Origin of the sequence: Bacteroides sp. 11BF (assembly GCF_019633765.1) — a bacterium.
Classification (GTDB): domain Bacteria; phylum Bacteroidota; class Bacteroidia; order Bacteroidales; family Bacteroidaceae; genus Bacteroides; species Bacteroides hominis.
In genome coordinates this window covers 94,531-110,415 of the sequence record NZ_JAFKPJ010000008.1, presented here as the reverse complement: position 1 = coordinate 110,415, position 15,885 = coordinate 94,531, and the positions used below count along the sequence as shown (strand labels likewise).

Here is a 15,885-nt window from a genome sequence, read left to right as displayed (position 1 = left end):
TAACAAAATACAACGAAAGACATGATTTGGAATGAGAGCATCGAATGCATGGAACGCGATAATTTGCGTAAAATCCAGAGCATTAGACTAAAGAAAATAGTAGAATACGTTTATCACAATACGCCGTTCTATCGTAGGAAAATGCAAGAATTAGGTATTACTCCTGATGATATCAACGGAATAGAAGACATCTCCAAACTACCATTTACCACTAAATTAGATTTACGCGACAATTATCCATTCGGACTGTGTGCCGTGCCCATGAGTCAGATTGTACGTATCCATGCATCATCGGGTACTACCGGCAAACCGACTGTAGTAGGGTATACCCGTAAAGACTTATCGTCCTGGGCAGAGTGTTTGTCCCGTGCCTTTACGGCCTATGGAGCAAGCCGTTCGGATATATTTCAGGTGTCATATGGCTACGGTCTGTTTACAGGTGGGCTGGGAGCACATGCCGGTGCCGAAAATATCGGGGCTTCAGTTATTCCCATGTCGAGTGGTAATACGGAGAAACAGATTACTTTGATGCATGATTTCGGATCAACCGTCCTATGTTGTACACCGTCTTATGCCCTTTATCTGGCTGATGCGATTAATGATTCCGGTTTCCCGCGTGAAGAGTTTAAGCTGAAAGCAGGCGCCTTCGGTGCGGAACCCTGGACAGAAAGCATGCGTAAAGACATCGAGGCAAAATTAGGGATTAAGGCTTATGATATATATGGATTAAGTGAAATTGCAGGTCCCGGCGTCGGATATGAATGTGAGTGTCAAAACGGTACCCACTTGAATGAAGATCATTTCTTCCCTGAAATAATAGATCCGCATACATTACAGCCTGTAGAGCCCGGGCAAACCGGTGAATTGGTTTTCACCCATCTGACTAAAGAGGGTATGCCTCTATTGCGTTACAGGACGAAAGATCTGACCGCATTGCATTATGAAAAATGCTCTTGTGGACGTACTTTGGTACGTATGGATCGTATTCTGGGACGCAGCGATGATATGCTTATTATCCGTGGAGTCAATGTATTCCCCACACAGATTGAATCTGTTATTTTGGAAATGGTAGAGTTTGAGCCGCATTACCTGCTGACTATCGACCGTAAGAATAATACGGATACTATGGAACTGAAAGTTGAAGTTCGTCCGGACTATTATTCGGATGAAATAAATAAGATGCTGGCTTTAAAGAAAAAGCTGACAGCACGTTTGCAGAGTGTGTTAGGTTTGGGAGTAGATGTGAAGTTGGTGGAACCTCGCAGCATTGAGCGTAGTGTGGGTAAAGCGAAGCGTGTAATTGATAATAGAAAACTATAACGAATATAAATATAAAGTCATTTATTATGGTAGCAAAACAACTTTCCATTTTTTTGGAAAATAAATCAGGCCGACTGACAGAGGTGACTGAAGTATTGGCAAAGGAAGGTATTAATCTTTCGGCTCTTTGCATTGCCGAGAACGCCGATTTTGGTATTCTCCGCGGAATTGTATCCGATCCGGATAAGGCTTACAAAGCTTTAAAAGATAACCATTTCGCAGTCAATGTGACGGAGGTGGTAGGTATTAACTGCCCTAACGTGCCCGGTGCGTTGGCTAAAGTATTACAATATCTTTCCAATGAAGGGGTTTTCATTGAATATATGTATTCATTTGCCAATAATAATTCTGCAAATGTGATTATCCGTCCCAACGATATGGAAAATTGTATCCGGGTGTTAACAGAGAAGAAAGTTGACTTGCTGGCGGCAAGCGACCTGTATAAACTGTAAAACCTGTGAGTAGTGATGGGTGGTTAGTGAATGACTGTTGCATTGTTTATAAATTAACCATCCATCATCGCTTATTCACTATTCGTAACTAAACTCTATTCTTCCATTCTTTTTTATCTTAAAAAACATTGATTAATTGGTTTATTCAGCGCGAATCTTTAACTTTGCGCATTATTTAAATACAGAATGAAGAAGAACATCATTATAACGCTGCTTGCAGCTACTGTTTTATCCTCGTGTGGAGAGTACAATAAGTTGCTGAAAAGCACCGATTACGAATACAAGTATGAGGCCGCTAAGAACTACTTCGCTAAAGGTCAGTATAATCGATCGGCTACATTGCTGAACGAGTTGATAACTATCTTGAAAGGTACGGATAAAGCAGAAGAATCATTATACATGCTGGCTATGAGTTATTATAATCAGAAAGATTATTCTACTGCGGCCCAGTCATTTATCACTTACTTCAATACATATCCGCGCGGTCAGTTCTCAGAGTTGGCCCGCTTCCATGCCGGTAAAGCTCTGTATTTGGATACTCCTGAACCCCGTTTGGATCAATCAAGTACTTATCAGGCTATCCAGCAGTTGCAGATGTTTCTGGAATATTATCCCCAGAGCAGCAGAAAACAGGAGGCACAAAATATGATTTTTGCTTTGCAGGACAAGTTGGTTTTGAAAGAACTTCTGTCTGCCAGATTATATTATAATCTTGGTAATTATCTGGGCAATAACTTCATGTCTTGTGTGATCACTGCCCAGAATGCTTTAAAGGACTATCCTTATACTGATTATCGTGAAGAACTATCTATATTGATTCTCCGGGCCAAGTATGAAATGGCGGTGAATAGTGTGGAAGACAAGAAGATGGATCGTTACCGTGAAACGGTAGACGAATATTATGCTTTCAAGAATGAATTTCCGGAAAGTAAATATCTGAAGGAAGCCGAAAGGATATTCAAAGATTCTCAAAAAGTAATTAAAGACTAAATTATAAATAGATTTATGGATTACAAGAAAACAAATGCTCCGACGAATACCATTACCCGTGATATGATGGACTTATGTGCCGATACCGGTAATGTTTATGAAACAGTAGCTATCATTGGTAAGCGTGCCAATCAGATCAGTGTGGAAATAAAGAACGACCTTTCCAAAAAACTTGCGGAGTTTGCTTCCTACAACGATAATTTGGAGGAGGTATTTGAAAATAGAGAGCAGATCGAAATTTCACGTTACTATGAGAAATTGCCGAAACCCGATTTGATTGCTGCGCAAGAGTATGTAGAAGGAAAGATCTATTATAGAAACCCGGCAAAGGAAAAAGAAAAATTACAGTAATTTTCTTCGCCGGTTGAAGAGTTAATAGTCAAGTAGTAAGTAGGAGTCTATTCTTCTATCTCTTATTGCTTGACTTTTTTATTCCGGATTAAACACAACTTTAAAAACTATGATTCAACGAATTCAAACGATTTATCTTTTGCTTGTTACTGCATTACTGATAACAAGTATGTGTCTGCCTGTCGGCAGTTTTATAGGTGCTGATGCTGCCATGTATACTTTCAAACCATTGGGGGTGGAACAGAACGGAATGTTTTATTCTACTTGGGGAGTATTTGGTATATTGTTGCTTAGTGCAATCATCGCATTTGCCACAATCTTTCTTTTCAAGAACCGTATGTTGCAGATTCGCATGTCGATATTCAATAGCATTTTGTTGATTGGTTATTATCTTACCTTTCTTGCTTTTATGTTTGTCCTGAAGAAAGATCTGAATGCTGCTTTTCAGATTTCATGGGCGTTGTGCCTGCCGTTGATTTCGATTATTCTCAACTATTTGGCTATTCGTGCGATAGGACGGGATGAAGTGATGGTAAAGGCTGCCGACCGTCTCCGATAAAAAAGACTCACCACAAAGGATATGGTGTCCATAGAGACATCCTGTATCCTTTGTGGTGAATTCATTTATATGCTTTTACTTCTTTATGTCAAATAAATAAGTGATTTTTGCTGTAATGGTACTATTGGCCGAACGTGCAAAATAGTCTTTTTTGGTACTGTTATAAAAATCGGCCAGTCCAAAATAATATCTTCCTTCTAAAAGAAAATTTCCGGCCTTAGTCCTGACTTCGATTCCGCCGCCACCTGCAATTCCATAGTCGAATTTATTTTCTATCCGTTTTCCATATTGTTCGTTGGGTGCCCGATTGGCTGTTTTCCAACTACCTTCTCTTTTTTCGTTTTCGCTTAACAAGAAACCTATTTGTGGTCCCAGGTTGATGAAGAACTGTGCTCCTCTGTCTTTGCCGAAAGCCAAATGGGCAAGAAAAGGTATTTCAAGGTAGTTCAGGGTACGGACATAAGAGTCTTCTGAAGAAAAGCCTTGCTCGGGGTCGAATTTTTCGTCCCATCCCCGTTGCGAGAAGTTAAGTTCCAATTGTGCTCCACAAATCATAGCGAAGTATTTTTCGGAAATATAACGTGCTGTTACTCCTCCGGTAATTCCTAATAATCCGTTTTGCTTAATGGTCGGTTGGAAAGAAACGGTACTGTAATTTGCACCTCCATTAATTCCGATGGCAAAATTATGTCGTTGTTCGCCTATCTGGGCATTTGCTGGCAGTACAATTCCTGCCAGCAAAGCAGTTCCCAGTAGGATTGATTTCAGTTGATTCTTTTTCATTCGAAGTCAAGTTTAATCAATTCAAAGTTCTTTGTGAAATGGACAAAGAATACTTTCTTGTTTACAAATCCTCCCCAGTTATTGACACGTTGGAATTTAAATCCGGTTTGGATAGGAGTTAAATCCATCAGAGGGAGATTTTTTTCCAGTTCGGAACCGTATTTGGACAGTCCTTTGAGGAAGAAGTATCCTGTGTCAAAACCCAGCATACCGTATTTCGGGTACCGTTCTTCCATCTCTTTGCTGTACCATTTGCGATAAGCATGAGTGAAGTTGATTGCAGCAGGTAGCAGATTATTCGTGTAGAATGACGAATAGAAATAGGTGTCCAGCTCAAAGAAACTTTCCAGATGATCCTTTGTATAAGTTTGCCATTCAGGATAACCGAATAGATGAATACGCGCTTCCGGGTTATCTCTTACAAGTAATGTCAATTGGGGAATGATTTTCAAAAGCGTCAAATCGTTACCGGAGGTGGGGATGAAGAAGTTCTCTTTGTCGTTACGCAAAGCTGCTTTCAGCGTTTCCACCGGGGCGTTTTCCTTTAATGTCTTCACCGGAATCCCTTTGCTTCCCAATTCCTGTTTTAAGCCTTTGATAAATTCAACTTTATCTTTATCCACAACCGAAGATTCCAAAAGAATCACGTTAGCATTCGGGAATTGACGTGTGAAGTGCTCGTAGACTTCGGAGTACAGATAAGACTGTGGAGTATTGATTTGATAAATAAACGGGTTGCTGAATACTTCGCCTTCTTTTGAAGAGAAAGGGACAACCAAGCGAATATCGTTTTTCTTCGCGAAAGCTGCTAACGGTTTAATATGCTGTTGCTGTGCCGGACCAAAAATGACATTCATATTCTTCATCTCACTTTTTGCCAGAATGTTGTTCAATGATGAACTTTCTTTATTGCAATCGTAGACGTATAGATCGATTGAAGTGCCGGTACGTTTCAGACTGTCAACTGCCATCAGGAAGCCTTCATAATATTCTACCATTCTTTTGTCGTCAAAGGGTAACAAGAGAGCCGCTTTGATGGTAGAAATGCTTTTGGGTGTTTCTTTGTTTTCACGGAACAATTCGCTGTTGCTTGGCGGTGTGATATTGGTGTCTGTCTGGGGAGTAGTGACTGCCGATTTCTCTGACGGATAGGGGATACAAAGGAATTGTCCCTTCTTCATACCGTTCTTCAACTCCGGATTGGCTGCAATCAGTTCCTGTTCAGAAATGCCATATTCACGGCTGACGCTGAAAATGGTCTCTCTGCGTTTCACTTTGTGCATGTCTCTGCAACGGGGCTTTACAGCCGGTTGGATAATGGGTTGTTCGGGAGTTGTGACTACTGCTTCTACTGTAGAGTCGATGGCTTCTGCAGCGGAAGGGATACGGATAACCTGTCCGATACGGAAGTTCTCTGCACTTAATCCCGGATTGGCGTCACAAATGGCTTTTGCAGAAACTTTATAGGTGGTTGTCAACCGATAAAGGGTTTCTCCCGGTTGAATGGTATGGAAAGTTTCACTTTTCTGGGTGGTTTTGTTCTGTGGGATTTTGATGGCTTGTCCTGCATAGATTTTGTCCTCACAACCGGGGTTCAGGCGAATAATATCTGCTTTGCTGACTCCATACATACTTGAGATGGAATATAAGCTTTGCCCCTTTTCAATAGTGTGAAGGAAGTAGGATTGGTTCTCTTGTGCCAATGTGCTTAAATAGGAAACACTTATAAAAGACAGGAGAAAGAAGATTCGTTTGATTGATTTCATCAATTTATTAATCTTAATTTGTAATTTTTACTATTCAATTCTCAATTGATTACGGCAAAGGTACGAATAATGTCATAGATTCACATAATATATTGAGTTAAGAAAATAATATTGTGTTTTTTAAAACTATATTTCGGGCGGAAACATTAATTTTGCAACTCAATAAAAGTTAGAGTATGCAGGAAACAGAATATATAAATGTGTACGGTGCGCGCGTACACAATCTGAAAGACATTGATGCGGAAATACCACGTGACAGCCTGACTGTGATTACCGGACTGAGTGGAAGCGGGAAATCATCTCTTGCTTTCGATACAATATTTGCAGAGGGCCAGCGTCGCTATATTGAAACCTTTTCGGCTTATGCCCGCAACTTTCTGGGCAATCTGGAGCGTCCGGATGTAGATAAGATTACAGGGTTGAGTCCGGTTATTTCCATAGAACAAAAGACTACGAATAAAAATCCCCGTTCCACGGTCGGCACTACTACAGAGATTTACGATTATCTCCGTCTGCTTTATGCCCGTGCCGGAATAGCCTATTCTTATCTCTCGGGAGAAAAGATGGTGAAATACACTGAGGAACAGATACTGGAACTGATCCTGAAAGATTATAAAGGAAAGAAAATTTATATGCTGGCACCTTTGGTGCGTTCACGTAAGGGACATTACAAAGAACTCTTCGAGCAGATTCGCAAAAAGGGATATTTGTATGTCCGTATAGACGGAGAAGTACGCGAAATCACTCACGGACTGAAACTGGATCGTTATAAAAACCACGACATCGAAGTCGTTGTGGATAAGCTTATCGTGGAAGATAAGGATGACAAGCGGTTGAAACAGAGTGTCGCTACTGCTATGCGGCAGGGCGACGGATTATTGATGATTCTCGATGCACAGACAGAGAGTATCCGGCACTACAGTAAACGCCTGATGTGCCCTGTCACGGGACTGTCGTATCGTGAACCGGCTCCGCACAACTTTTCGTTCAATTCTCCGCAGGGAGCTTGTCCGCGTTGTAAGGGATTGGGAGTAGTCAGTCAGATTGATGTAGATAAGGTGATTCCTGATAAAGAGTTGTCTATATATGAAGGGGCGATAGCTCCTTTAGGTAAATATAAGAATGCAATGATTTTCTGGCAGATCGGTGCTTTGCTGGAGAAATATGATGCGTCATTGAAGACTCCCGTAAAAGATTTGCCAAATGATGCAATCGACGAGATTCTGTATGGCTCGGACGAACGTATCAAGATAAAAAGCTCTTTGATAGGTACTTCTTCCGATTATTTTGTGACGTATGAAGGTGTTGTCAAGTATATCCAGATGTTGCAGGAGAAAGATGCTTCGGCCACTGCACAGAAATGGGCGGAACAATTTGCCAAAACCACAGTTTGCCCTGAATGTAAGGGAGCGAAACTGAATAAGGAAGCACTCCACTTCCGTATCCATGATAAAAACATCAATGAACTTTCAAATATGGACATCAATGAGTTGTATGACTGGTTGATGAAAGTGGACGAATTTCTGACGGATAAGCAGAAAATGATTGCCGCAGAGATTTTGAAGGAGATACGTACCCGCTTAAAATTCCTGTTGGATGTAGGATTGGATTATCTGTCTTTGAACCGTAGTTCCGTCAGTCTGTCGGGTGGGGAGAGTCAGCGTATCCGTCTGGCCACACAAATTGGTTCTCAACTGGTCAATGTGCTTTATATTCTTGACGAGCCGAGCATCGGGCTGCACCAACGTGATAACCTGCGGTTAATCAACTCCTTGAAAGAATTGCGTGATATGGGTAACTCTGTGATCGTGGTAGAGCATGATAAAGATATGATGCTGGCTGCCGACTATGTGATTGACATGGGGCCTAAAGCCGGACGACTGGGGGGAGAAGTTGTTTTTGCCGGAACTCCGCAAAAGATGTTGAAGACCGGTACACTTACTTCACAGTATCTCAACGGACAAACTGCCATCGAAGTGCCTTCCAAGCGGCGTCCCGGTAATGGAAAATCTTTATGGTTGCATGGCGCTAAAGGGAATAATCTGAAGAATGTAGATGTCGAATTTCCGTTAGGCAAACTGATTTGTGTTACGGGAGTATCCGGTAGTGGTAAGTCTACGTTGATAAATGAAACTTTGCAACCGATACTTTCGCAGAAGTTCTATCGTTCTTTGCAGGATCCTTTGGAATACGATTCTATTGAAGGATTGGAGAACATAGATAAGGTTGTCAATGTGGACCAGTCTCCGTTGGGGCGTACTCCGCGTTCCAATCCTGCCACTTATACCGGTGTCTTTTCAGATATCCGCAGTCTTTTTGTCGGATTGCCGGAAGCTAAGATTCGTGGTTATAAACCCGGTCGTTTTTCTTTTAATGTCTCCGGCGGACGTTGTGAGGCATGTTCCGGGAATGGCTACAAGACAATCGAAATGAATTTCCTGCCCGATGTATATGTTCCATGTGAAGTTTGTCATGGCAAACGTTATAACCGCGAAACCCTGGAAGTGCGTTTCAAGGGAAAATCCATTGCCGATGTGCTCGATATGACCATTAACCGTGCGGTAGAGTTCTTTGAAAATGTTCCTCAGATTCTGAATAAAATTAAGACTATCCAAGATGTTGGATTGGGATACATTAAATTAGGGCAATCATCAACCACCCTTTCGGGAGGTGAAAGCCAGCGCGTAAAATTGGCAACGGAGCTTTCGAAACGAGATACGGGAAAAACTTTGTATATTCTTGATGAACCGACTACCGGTCTGCATTTTGAAGATATCCGTGTGCTGATGGGAGTATTAAATAAATTGGTGGATAAAGGTAATACTGTGATCGTCATTGAGCATAATCTGGATGTGATAAAGATGGCGGATTACATTATCGACATGGGCCCCGAAGGCGGTAAAGGGGGAGGGGAACTTCTCAGTTTCGGGACACCGGAAGAGGTTGCGAAGAGTACAAAAGGATATACCCCGAAGTTTCTTCGCGAAGAACTGAGAATCGATTGAGAATTTATATACACGATATTAACTTGTTAAATAACAAAGAGTTAATATCGTATTTATACAAAGTTAACTTCCTGCAACTACGAAGTTTACTTTGTAGAGTTACGTTATTAACTTACTAATAGCAGTTTTTTTCTATGGCTGCTCCAATATACATATATCTATGAAAATCAATAAGACCAATGCTGCCCGTCTGTTGGATAAGGCCAAAATCTCCTATGAACTTATCCCTTACGAGGTAGACGAAAATGATTTGAGCGCTGTGCATGTAGCGGCCAGTTTGGGAGAGAATATTGATCAGGTTTTTAAAACTCTTGTGCTTCATGGCGATAAAACGGGATACTTCGTTTGCGTGATTCCCGGAGACAAAGAGGTAAATCTGAAGCTTGCCGCAAAGGTGTCCGGTAATAAGAGTTGTGATATGATTCCTATGAAAGAGCTTCTTTCCGTCACCGGATATATCCGCGGTGCCTGTTCGCCTGTCGGAATGAAAAAACATTTTTCCACCTATATCCATGAAACCTGTCTGGAGTTTCCGTATATTTATGTAAGTGCGGGGCAACGCGGATTACAGATAAAAATTGATCCTAAAGAGCTAATAAACGAGGTTCGGGCGGAAGTTTGTGTATTATATACTGTTTAATTTCAGTAAAAAGTATATATTTGCAGAAAATATCTATTTAATAATCTAATATTCTAATTTTATGTTTGAAGGACAACCTAAGGGTTTGTATGCTCTGGCACTTGCCAACACAGGCGAGCGATTCGGTTACTATACCATGCTTGCGATTTTTACTTTGTTTCTACAAGCAAAGTTTGGTTACACTGCTGCTGAAACTTCTACCATTTTCGGATGCTTTTTGGCTGCTGTTTATTTTATTCCGTTCTTTGGTGGTATTCTTGCCGATAAGTTTGGTTATGGCAAAATGGTGACAATGGGTATTGTAGTCATGTTTATCGGCTACGCACTGCTTGCCATTCCGACTTCCAACGATTCCGGCAAAGTAATGATGTTTGGTGCACTGGCTCTGATTGCTTGCGGTACCGGACTTTTTAAAGGTAATTTGCAGGTAATGGTGGGTAATTTGTATGATGCCCCTGAATATAGCTCCAAACGTGACACGGCGTTCAGTATATTCTATATGGCTATCAATATCGGTGCGATGTACGCTCCGACAGCTGCTACAAAGGTAACCAACTATATGTTGGGCAAGGCAGGGCTTTCGTATGTTCCTCAGATTCCTTCATTGGCACATCAATATCTTGACGGTACAATCACTCCTGCTAACCAGGCTACTTTGGAATCATTGCAGGCTGCACAGAACTTTACCGGCGACATTGCCACATTCTGTACTACTTATATCGATAAGCTTTCTGAAGCATATAACTATGGATTTGGTGTGGCATGTGTATCATTGATTATTTCGATGTTGATTTACGTCGCTTTCCGCTCTACATTTAAACATGCCGACTACAACTCTAAACAAGCTAAACCGGCTAACGTAGTTGAGGAGAAGTTGACTCCGGAACAAACCAAACAGCGCATCGTGGCTTTGTTGCTTGTATTTGCCGTAGTTATTTTCTTCTGGATGGCTTTCCACCAGAACGGACTGACACTGACATTCTTTGCACGTGATTATACTGCACAAGAGGTGACCGGACTCGACCGTTTGGGCTTCAATATCGTGAACCTCACCTTCTTGTTGATTGTTATTTACGGACTTTTTTCACTGTTCCAGGGAAAGACCGGCAAATCAAAAATGATTGCCGGTATAGTAGTTGCTGCCGCACTTCTCTGTCTGGGATGGAGCTATAGCTCTATGGATCCTACTGTTAATATTCTGCCTCAGATCTTCCAGCAATTCAATCCGTTCTTCGTGATTGCCTTGACTCCGGTTTCATTGGCGGTATTTGGATATCTTGCCAGAAAAGGGAAAGAACCTTCTGCTCCGCGTAAAATCGGTATCGGTATGATGATTGCCGTATGCGGTTTCTTGATAATGGCCATTGGGTCTATCGGGTTGCCTACTCCGGATGCTCTGGCAGCCAGTGGCATCGAGAAAGACGCACTGGTTTCTCCAAACTGGTTGATCTCTACTTATCTGGTGCTTACTTTCGCCGAGTTGTTCCTCTCTCCGATGGGTATTTCGTTTGTTTCGAAAGTAGCTCCTCCCAAATACAAAGGTATGATGATGGGTGGATGGTTTGCCGCAACTGCCATTGGTAACTACCTCGTTGCCATCATTGGTTATCTGTGGGGTGGCATGCAGTTGTGGATGGTATGGAGTGTACTTATCGTATGCTGTCTGCTGGCCGCTCTGTTCATCTTCTCTATCATGAAGAAACTTGAAAAAGTAGCATAACCTTCGGGTTGTATCTATACACCAAACGCCCCGTTACATTATTTGTTATTACGATAACAATATATGTAACGGGGCGTTTCTTATATTGGCATTTTCTTTACATGCGCATCAGAGTTCCAATCCCATGATATAGTCATTCATATAATATCCGTTTCCGATGTGAAAATCACCTTCACGTAATTTTTTCATCCCTTTATGTTCATAAAAGTGCAATGCCTTGTTATTCCGGTTGACATTTAATTCCATCAGACAGGGAGACGGATGAATCTCTTTGATGTATTGTACTGCGTGGTCAAATAGTTTGCTTCCCAGGTGTGCTCCCTGAAAAGAGGGAAGGACATATATTTTCTGGAGATGAAACACATCATCTCCTTGAGGCTGTACTGATACATAGCCGCAAGGTTCATCTTCCTGGTAAGCGATGAAGTATACGTGTCCTTCTTCTTCCATTTGTTTGCGGATATTCAGGGGCGCGTACATCCATTCCATCATGTAGTCAAGTTGATCGGGCGAAAGTATTTCTTTGTAGGTAGCCGGAAATACCTGTTTCGCCAGTTTGTTAATCAGTATGCAATCATCTGAAGTGGCTTTTCGGATAGTAAACATGTTTGTTGTATTTTTCGGTTTATGTCGCAAATATAGTGATAATTTGCTTTTATAATAAGGTGGAGGTATCTTAATAAGTTAATTAGTGTGAATTTAAGGTACTTTGCATTGCATAGTACTAAAGTTATGCATATATTTGTCGCATCAAAAAGGTAAAGCTTATGAATGTAGATAATGTAAAGTCGCAAATGCGAAAAGGCATGCTGGAATATTGCATCATGCTGCTGTTGCATAAAGAGCCGGCTTACGCTTCGGATATCATCCAGAAGTTGAAAGAGGCAAAGCTGATTGTGGTGGAGGGCACATTGTATCCATTGTTGACCCGATTGAAAAACGATGATTTACTTAGTTACGAATGGGTGGAATCTACACAGGGACCGCCACGGAAGTATTATAAGCTGACAGAGAAAGGCGAGTTGTTCCTTGGCGAACTGGAACTTTCGTGGAGGGAGCTGAACGAAACTGTGAATCATATTGCTAATAGAGAATCCATTTAAAAAGAAATAAAGATGAAAAAAACATTAACCGTAAATTTAGGTGGAACCGTTTTTCATATCGACGAGGATGCCTACCGGTTGCTCGATAATTATTTGTGCAACCTAAAACTTCACTTTCGCAAACAAGAAGGAGCAGAGGAGATTGTGAACGATATAGAGAATCGCATCTCCGAACTATTTGCCGAGAAGTTGGCTGCCGGATCGCAAGTGATTACGATTACCGACGTAGAAGAAGTGATTGCCCGGATGGGAAAACCCGAAGATTTTGGTGAGGAGAGTGAGGAAGACGAACCTCAAAAGACAGCCGGACATACAGGGGCACAATCCGGCACAACCATTCATCGCCGTTTTTACCGTAATCCGGATGATAAAATATTGGGAGGGGTGATTAGCGGGCTGGCTGCATATCTGAACTGGGATGTAACGCTGTTGCGACTGATTATGTTCGTTGTGCTGATCTGTGGATATGGAGTGTTGATTCCTATATACATCCTCTGTTGGCTGATTATTCCCGAGGCCCGTACGGCAGCCGAGAAGTTGAGTATGCGCGGCGAGGATATCACCATAGAGAATATCGGTAAGACGGTGACTGATGGGTTTGAAAGGGTAGCCAACGGGGTGAACAATTATGTAAATTCAGGTAAGCCCCGCAGTTTTCTGCAGAAGGTGGGCGATGCGTTGGTATCAATAGCGGGTTTCTTTCTGAAAGCCTGTCTGGTGGTGCTCGCCATTATATGCAGTCCGGTGCTTTTTGTGCTTGCCATTGTTTTTGTTGCTCTGGTGATTGCTGCCATTGCAGTAGCCATTGGTGGCGGAGCTGCTCTCTATCATATGCTGCCAGCAGTCGATTGGTCACCGCTGATCTCCACTTCGCCGATGATGACCATTGTAGGAAGTATTGCAGGAGTAGCATTGGTGGGCATACCTTTGGCGGGGATCATTTATGCTATTCTCCGACAGATATTTGATTGGCCGGCTATGGCGTCCGGACTGAAATGGTCTTTATTGATACTGTGGGTGCTGGCAGCCGTAATCTTTGTTATCAACCTGTCTTATTTGGGATGGTCTTATCCTTTCCTTTTGGTCGGATGACCTGTCCATGAATAGATTGACATGTGTAGAAATACCTTCCGTTGTGTGTCCGGAAGGTATTTTTTTTGTAGATAATATGCGTTTTATTTCAAAATCGGGGATTCGGGTATGAGTATCCGTAAATCATATACAACCGCTCTTTTTTGTTCCGGTAATTTTGCAATTAAATATATCGGCTATCAAAATAACTTATTAAAATGTTGAATAATATGAGAATGAAATCTGTTTTACTAACGCTTTTAGCAACCTTATTTATGAATTTACACGCAGCGGCACAAGATCCCATAAAGCAGTGGCACAATGGTAAACGAATTTTAGTTGCCTACTTTTCGGCAACCGGTACTACGGCGGAAGCTGCAAAGAAACTGGCTCGGGTTACGGGTGGTGAATTGTATGCCATCACTCCTGCAAAACCTTATACGAATGCCGATCTTGACTGGCATAACAAACAATCGCGCAGCTCGGTGGAGATGAACGATCTGAAATCACGTCCGGTCCTTAAGAATAAAAAAGAAAACATAGCCGATTATGAAGTGATCTTTATCGGCTATCCCATCTGGTGGAATCTTGCACCTCGGGTTGTGAACACTTTCATTGAAAGTCATGATCTTAAAAATAAGATCATCATACCTTTTGCCACTTCGGGGGGAAGCAGTATTACAGGTAGTGAGACAGCATTGAAAAAAGACTATCACAATTTGAAATGGAAAGAAGGAAGATTACTTAATCGTGCCAATGAAAAATCCATTCGTGAGTGGGTCGATAAGTTAGGGTACTGACTATCTGGAACCAAAAACAATGATAACGTATTTATTTATCGGTAGCATTGGCTTGTAGAGAGCGATGCTGGTCGTACTTGCCATACTGCATACGGATGACGCTTGCGAAGATTACCCCTCACGTTACAATCCTGTTTGACGTGAGGGTGATCTTTTTAAGTTAAAAAAATGTCTTATTCTGCGACTATACACAAATCTTTTGTTATTTTTGTTTGTTACACAACGAAAAAAGTATATAAGTGTATGGGCGAGCATATATGTTTCAGAAGAAATGAAAGACTGGCAACGGTAAACCCGCATTGGCGGGGTAATCCTGTGGTGAGAGGAAAGTTTGTCAATCGCCAGCATCGTTTTCGTCCCGGGATGGGAAGTGTCTTGAAATGGCGCCTTTCTCCCAATCCGCAGCGGAAAGAGAAGAAGAGTGTGAAGTGGAATCCCCGGATGAGTTATCTGCGTTCATTGGAAGGGGTGGTCGGTAATTCGCTGATATGGCTGGGGCATAACTCCTTCTTCCTTCAATTGGTAGGAAAACGTGTCATGTTCGATCCTGTTTTTGGAGATATCCCTTTTGTCAAACGTCAGAGTGATTTTCCGGCAAACCCCGATATTTTTACCGATATAGATTACCTGCTTATCAGTCACGACCATTTCGACCATTTGGATAAGCAAAGTGTAGCCCGGCTGGTGAAGAACAATCCCCGGATGAAACTTTTCTGTGGGTTGGGGACGGGTGAATTGATAAAGAGTTGGTTTCCGGAGCTTGAGGTAACGGAGGCCGGATGGTACCAACAGATAGAAGATGACAGGTTGAAGATTACTTTTCTTCCTGCCCAGCATTGGAGCAAGCGTTCGGTGCGTGACGGAGGACGAAGGCTGTGGGGAGCGTTTATGGTACAGGGTGACGGCATCTCCATCTATTACAGCGGCGATACCGGATATTCCAGGCATTTCCGTGAGATACCCGAGCTATTCGGGACACCCGATTATGCTTTGGTGGGTATCGGTGCTTATAAGCCGCGTTGGTTTATGCAGCCCAATCACATTTCACCTTACGATGCACTGACAGCGTCCACCGATATGAAAGCAGCTCTTACCATCCCGATGCATTATGGTACGTTCGACTTGTCGGACGAACCTCTGCATGACCCTCCGCAGGTTTTTGCTGCCGAAGCAAAGAAACGTAGGATAGACGTGTATATTCCGGTACTTGGAGAGATTGTCAAGTTGAAGCGGATGTAAGCTTTCCGAAGGAGTAAACGGACACTCTGTTCTGCTAAAATAAAGGCTCTGTTCCGTCGGAACAGAGCCTTTATTTTAGCAGAACA

The 15,885-nt window shown here is 42.2% G+C and carries 15 protein-coding genes; 12 read left to right on the top strand and 3 right to left on the bottom strand.

What is annotated here, in order from left to right; translation table 11 throughout:
* Positions 1 to 21: 21 nt before the first annotated feature.
* From JZY04_RS10355 to JZY04_RS10335, 5 genes are all read left to right on the top strand, one after another.
* The gene (locus JZY04_RS10355; protein WP_005778252.1) at positions 22 to 1,320 is read left to right on the top strand and encodes a phenylacetate--CoA ligase family protein; all 1,299 of its coding nucleotides are present in this window, start codon (positions 22 to 24) and stop codon (positions 1,318 to 1,320) included.
* 26 nt (positions 1,321 to 1,346) lie between these two features.
* Positions 1,347 to 1,772, top strand: a complete 426-nt coding sequence (locus JZY04_RS10350) for a hypothetical protein (protein WP_005778250.1) — start codon at positions 1,347 to 1,349, stop codon at positions 1,770 to 1,772.
* A gap of 186 nt (positions 1,773 to 1,958) precedes the next feature.
* On the top strand, positions 1,959 to 2,762 hold the full coding sequence (locus JZY04_RS10345) for an outer membrane protein assembly factor BamD (protein ID WP_005806568.1): 804 nt from the start codon (positions 1,959 to 1,961) through the stop codon (positions 2,760 to 2,762).
* Between the two features lie 15 nt (positions 2,763 to 2,777).
* Positions 2,778 to 3,113 carry a DNA-directed RNA polymerase subunit omega gene (locus JZY04_RS10340; RefSeq protein WP_005778246.1) on the top strand — a complete coding sequence of 112 codons (336 nt, stop codon included), beginning with the start codon at positions 2,778 to 2,780 and terminating at the stop codon, positions 3,111 to 3,113.
* A gap of 109 nt (positions 3,114 to 3,222) precedes the next feature.
* Positions 3,223 to 3,672: a DUF4293 domain-containing protein gene (locus JZY04_RS10335; RefSeq protein ID WP_005778244.1), complete on the top strand. Its 450-nt coding sequence runs from the start codon at positions 3,223 to 3,225 to the stop codon at positions 3,670 to 3,672.
* A 75-nt stretch (positions 3,673 to 3,747) separates the two neighbouring features.
* On the opposite strand, the gene JZY04_RS10330 is transcribed toward JZY04_RS10335, so the two are convergent.
* Positions 3,748 to 4,455 carry a porin family protein gene (locus tag JZY04_RS10330; protein ID WP_005806564.1) on the bottom strand — a complete coding sequence of 236 codons (708 nt, stop codon included), beginning with the start codon at positions 4,453 to 4,455 and terminating at the stop codon, positions 3,748 to 3,750.
* Complete coding sequence (locus JZY04_RS10325) at positions 4,452 to 6,221, bottom strand: LysM peptidoglycan-binding domain-containing protein (protein ID WP_122143160.1); 1,770 nt, start codon at positions 6,219 to 6,221, stop codon at positions 4,452 to 4,454. The genes JZY04_RS10330 and JZY04_RS10325 overlap by 4 nt, the downstream gene beginning before the upstream one ends.
* A 176-nt stretch (positions 6,222 to 6,397) precedes the next feature.
* On the opposite strand from JZY04_RS10325, the gene uvrA reads away from it, so the two are divergent.
* The 3 genes from uvrA to JZY04_RS10310 all read left to right on the top strand — a co-directional run bounded on the left by uvrA (position 6,398) and on the right by JZY04_RS10310 (position 11,586).
* Complete coding sequence (gene uvrA / locus JZY04_RS10320) at positions 6,398 to 9,226, top strand: excinuclease ABC subunit UvrA (RefSeq protein WP_122143159.1); 2,829 nt, start codon at positions 6,398 to 6,400, stop codon at positions 9,224 to 9,226.
* A 160-nt stretch (positions 9,227 to 9,386) separates the two neighbouring features.
* The gene (gene ybaK / locus JZY04_RS10315) at positions 9,387 to 9,866 is read left to right on the top strand and encodes a Cys-tRNA(Pro) deacylase (RefSeq protein ID WP_044300239.1); all 480 of its coding nucleotides are present in this window, start codon (positions 9,387 to 9,389) and stop codon (positions 9,864 to 9,866) included.
* A gap of 61 nt (positions 9,867 to 9,927) precedes the next feature.
* A complete protein-coding gene (locus JZY04_RS10310; protein WP_005778234.1) occupies positions 9,928 to 11,586 on the top strand; it encodes a peptide MFS transporter in 1,659 nt (552 codons plus the stop codon).
* A gap of 108 nt (positions 11,587 to 11,694) precedes the next feature.
* On the opposite strand, the gene JZY04_RS10305 is transcribed toward JZY04_RS10310, so the two are convergent.
* The gene (locus JZY04_RS10305) at positions 11,695 to 12,192 is read right to left on the bottom strand and encodes a GNAT family N-acetyltransferase (RefSeq protein ID WP_005806558.1); all 498 of its coding nucleotides are present in this window, start codon (positions 12,190 to 12,192) and stop codon (positions 11,695 to 11,697) included.
* Between the two features lie 161 nt (positions 12,193 to 12,353).
* Between JZY04_RS10305 and JZY04_RS10300 the strand changes: the two genes are divergently transcribed.
* The 4 genes from JZY04_RS10300 (at position 12,354) to JZY04_RS10285 (ending at position 15,799) form a co-directional block, all read left to right on the top strand.
* Positions 12,354 to 12,689 carry a PadR family transcriptional regulator gene (locus tag JZY04_RS10300; RefSeq protein ID WP_005820533.1) on the top strand — a complete coding sequence of 112 codons (336 nt, stop codon included), beginning with the start codon at positions 12,354 to 12,356 and terminating at the stop codon, positions 12,687 to 12,689.
* A 12-nt stretch (positions 12,690 to 12,701) separates the two neighbouring features.
* Entirely contained in the window at positions 12,702 to 13,781 is a 1,080-nt protein-coding gene (locus JZY04_RS10295) for a PspC domain-containing protein (RefSeq protein ID WP_122143158.1), read from the top strand.
* Between the two features lie 254 nt (positions 13,782 to 14,035).
* The gene (locus JZY04_RS10290) at positions 14,036 to 14,560 is read left to right on the top strand and encodes a flavodoxin (protein ID WP_250706934.1); all 525 of its coding nucleotides are present in this window, start codon (positions 14,036 to 14,038) and stop codon (positions 14,558 to 14,560) included.
* Positions 14,561 to 14,803: 243 nt separating this feature from the next.
* Positions 14,804 to 15,799, top strand: coding sequence for an MBL fold metallo-hydrolase (locus JZY04_RS10285; RefSeq protein WP_122143157.1), 996 nt, complete (start codon positions 14,804 to 14,806; stop codon positions 15,797 to 15,799).
* Positions 15,800 to 15,885: the final 86 nt, after the last annotated feature.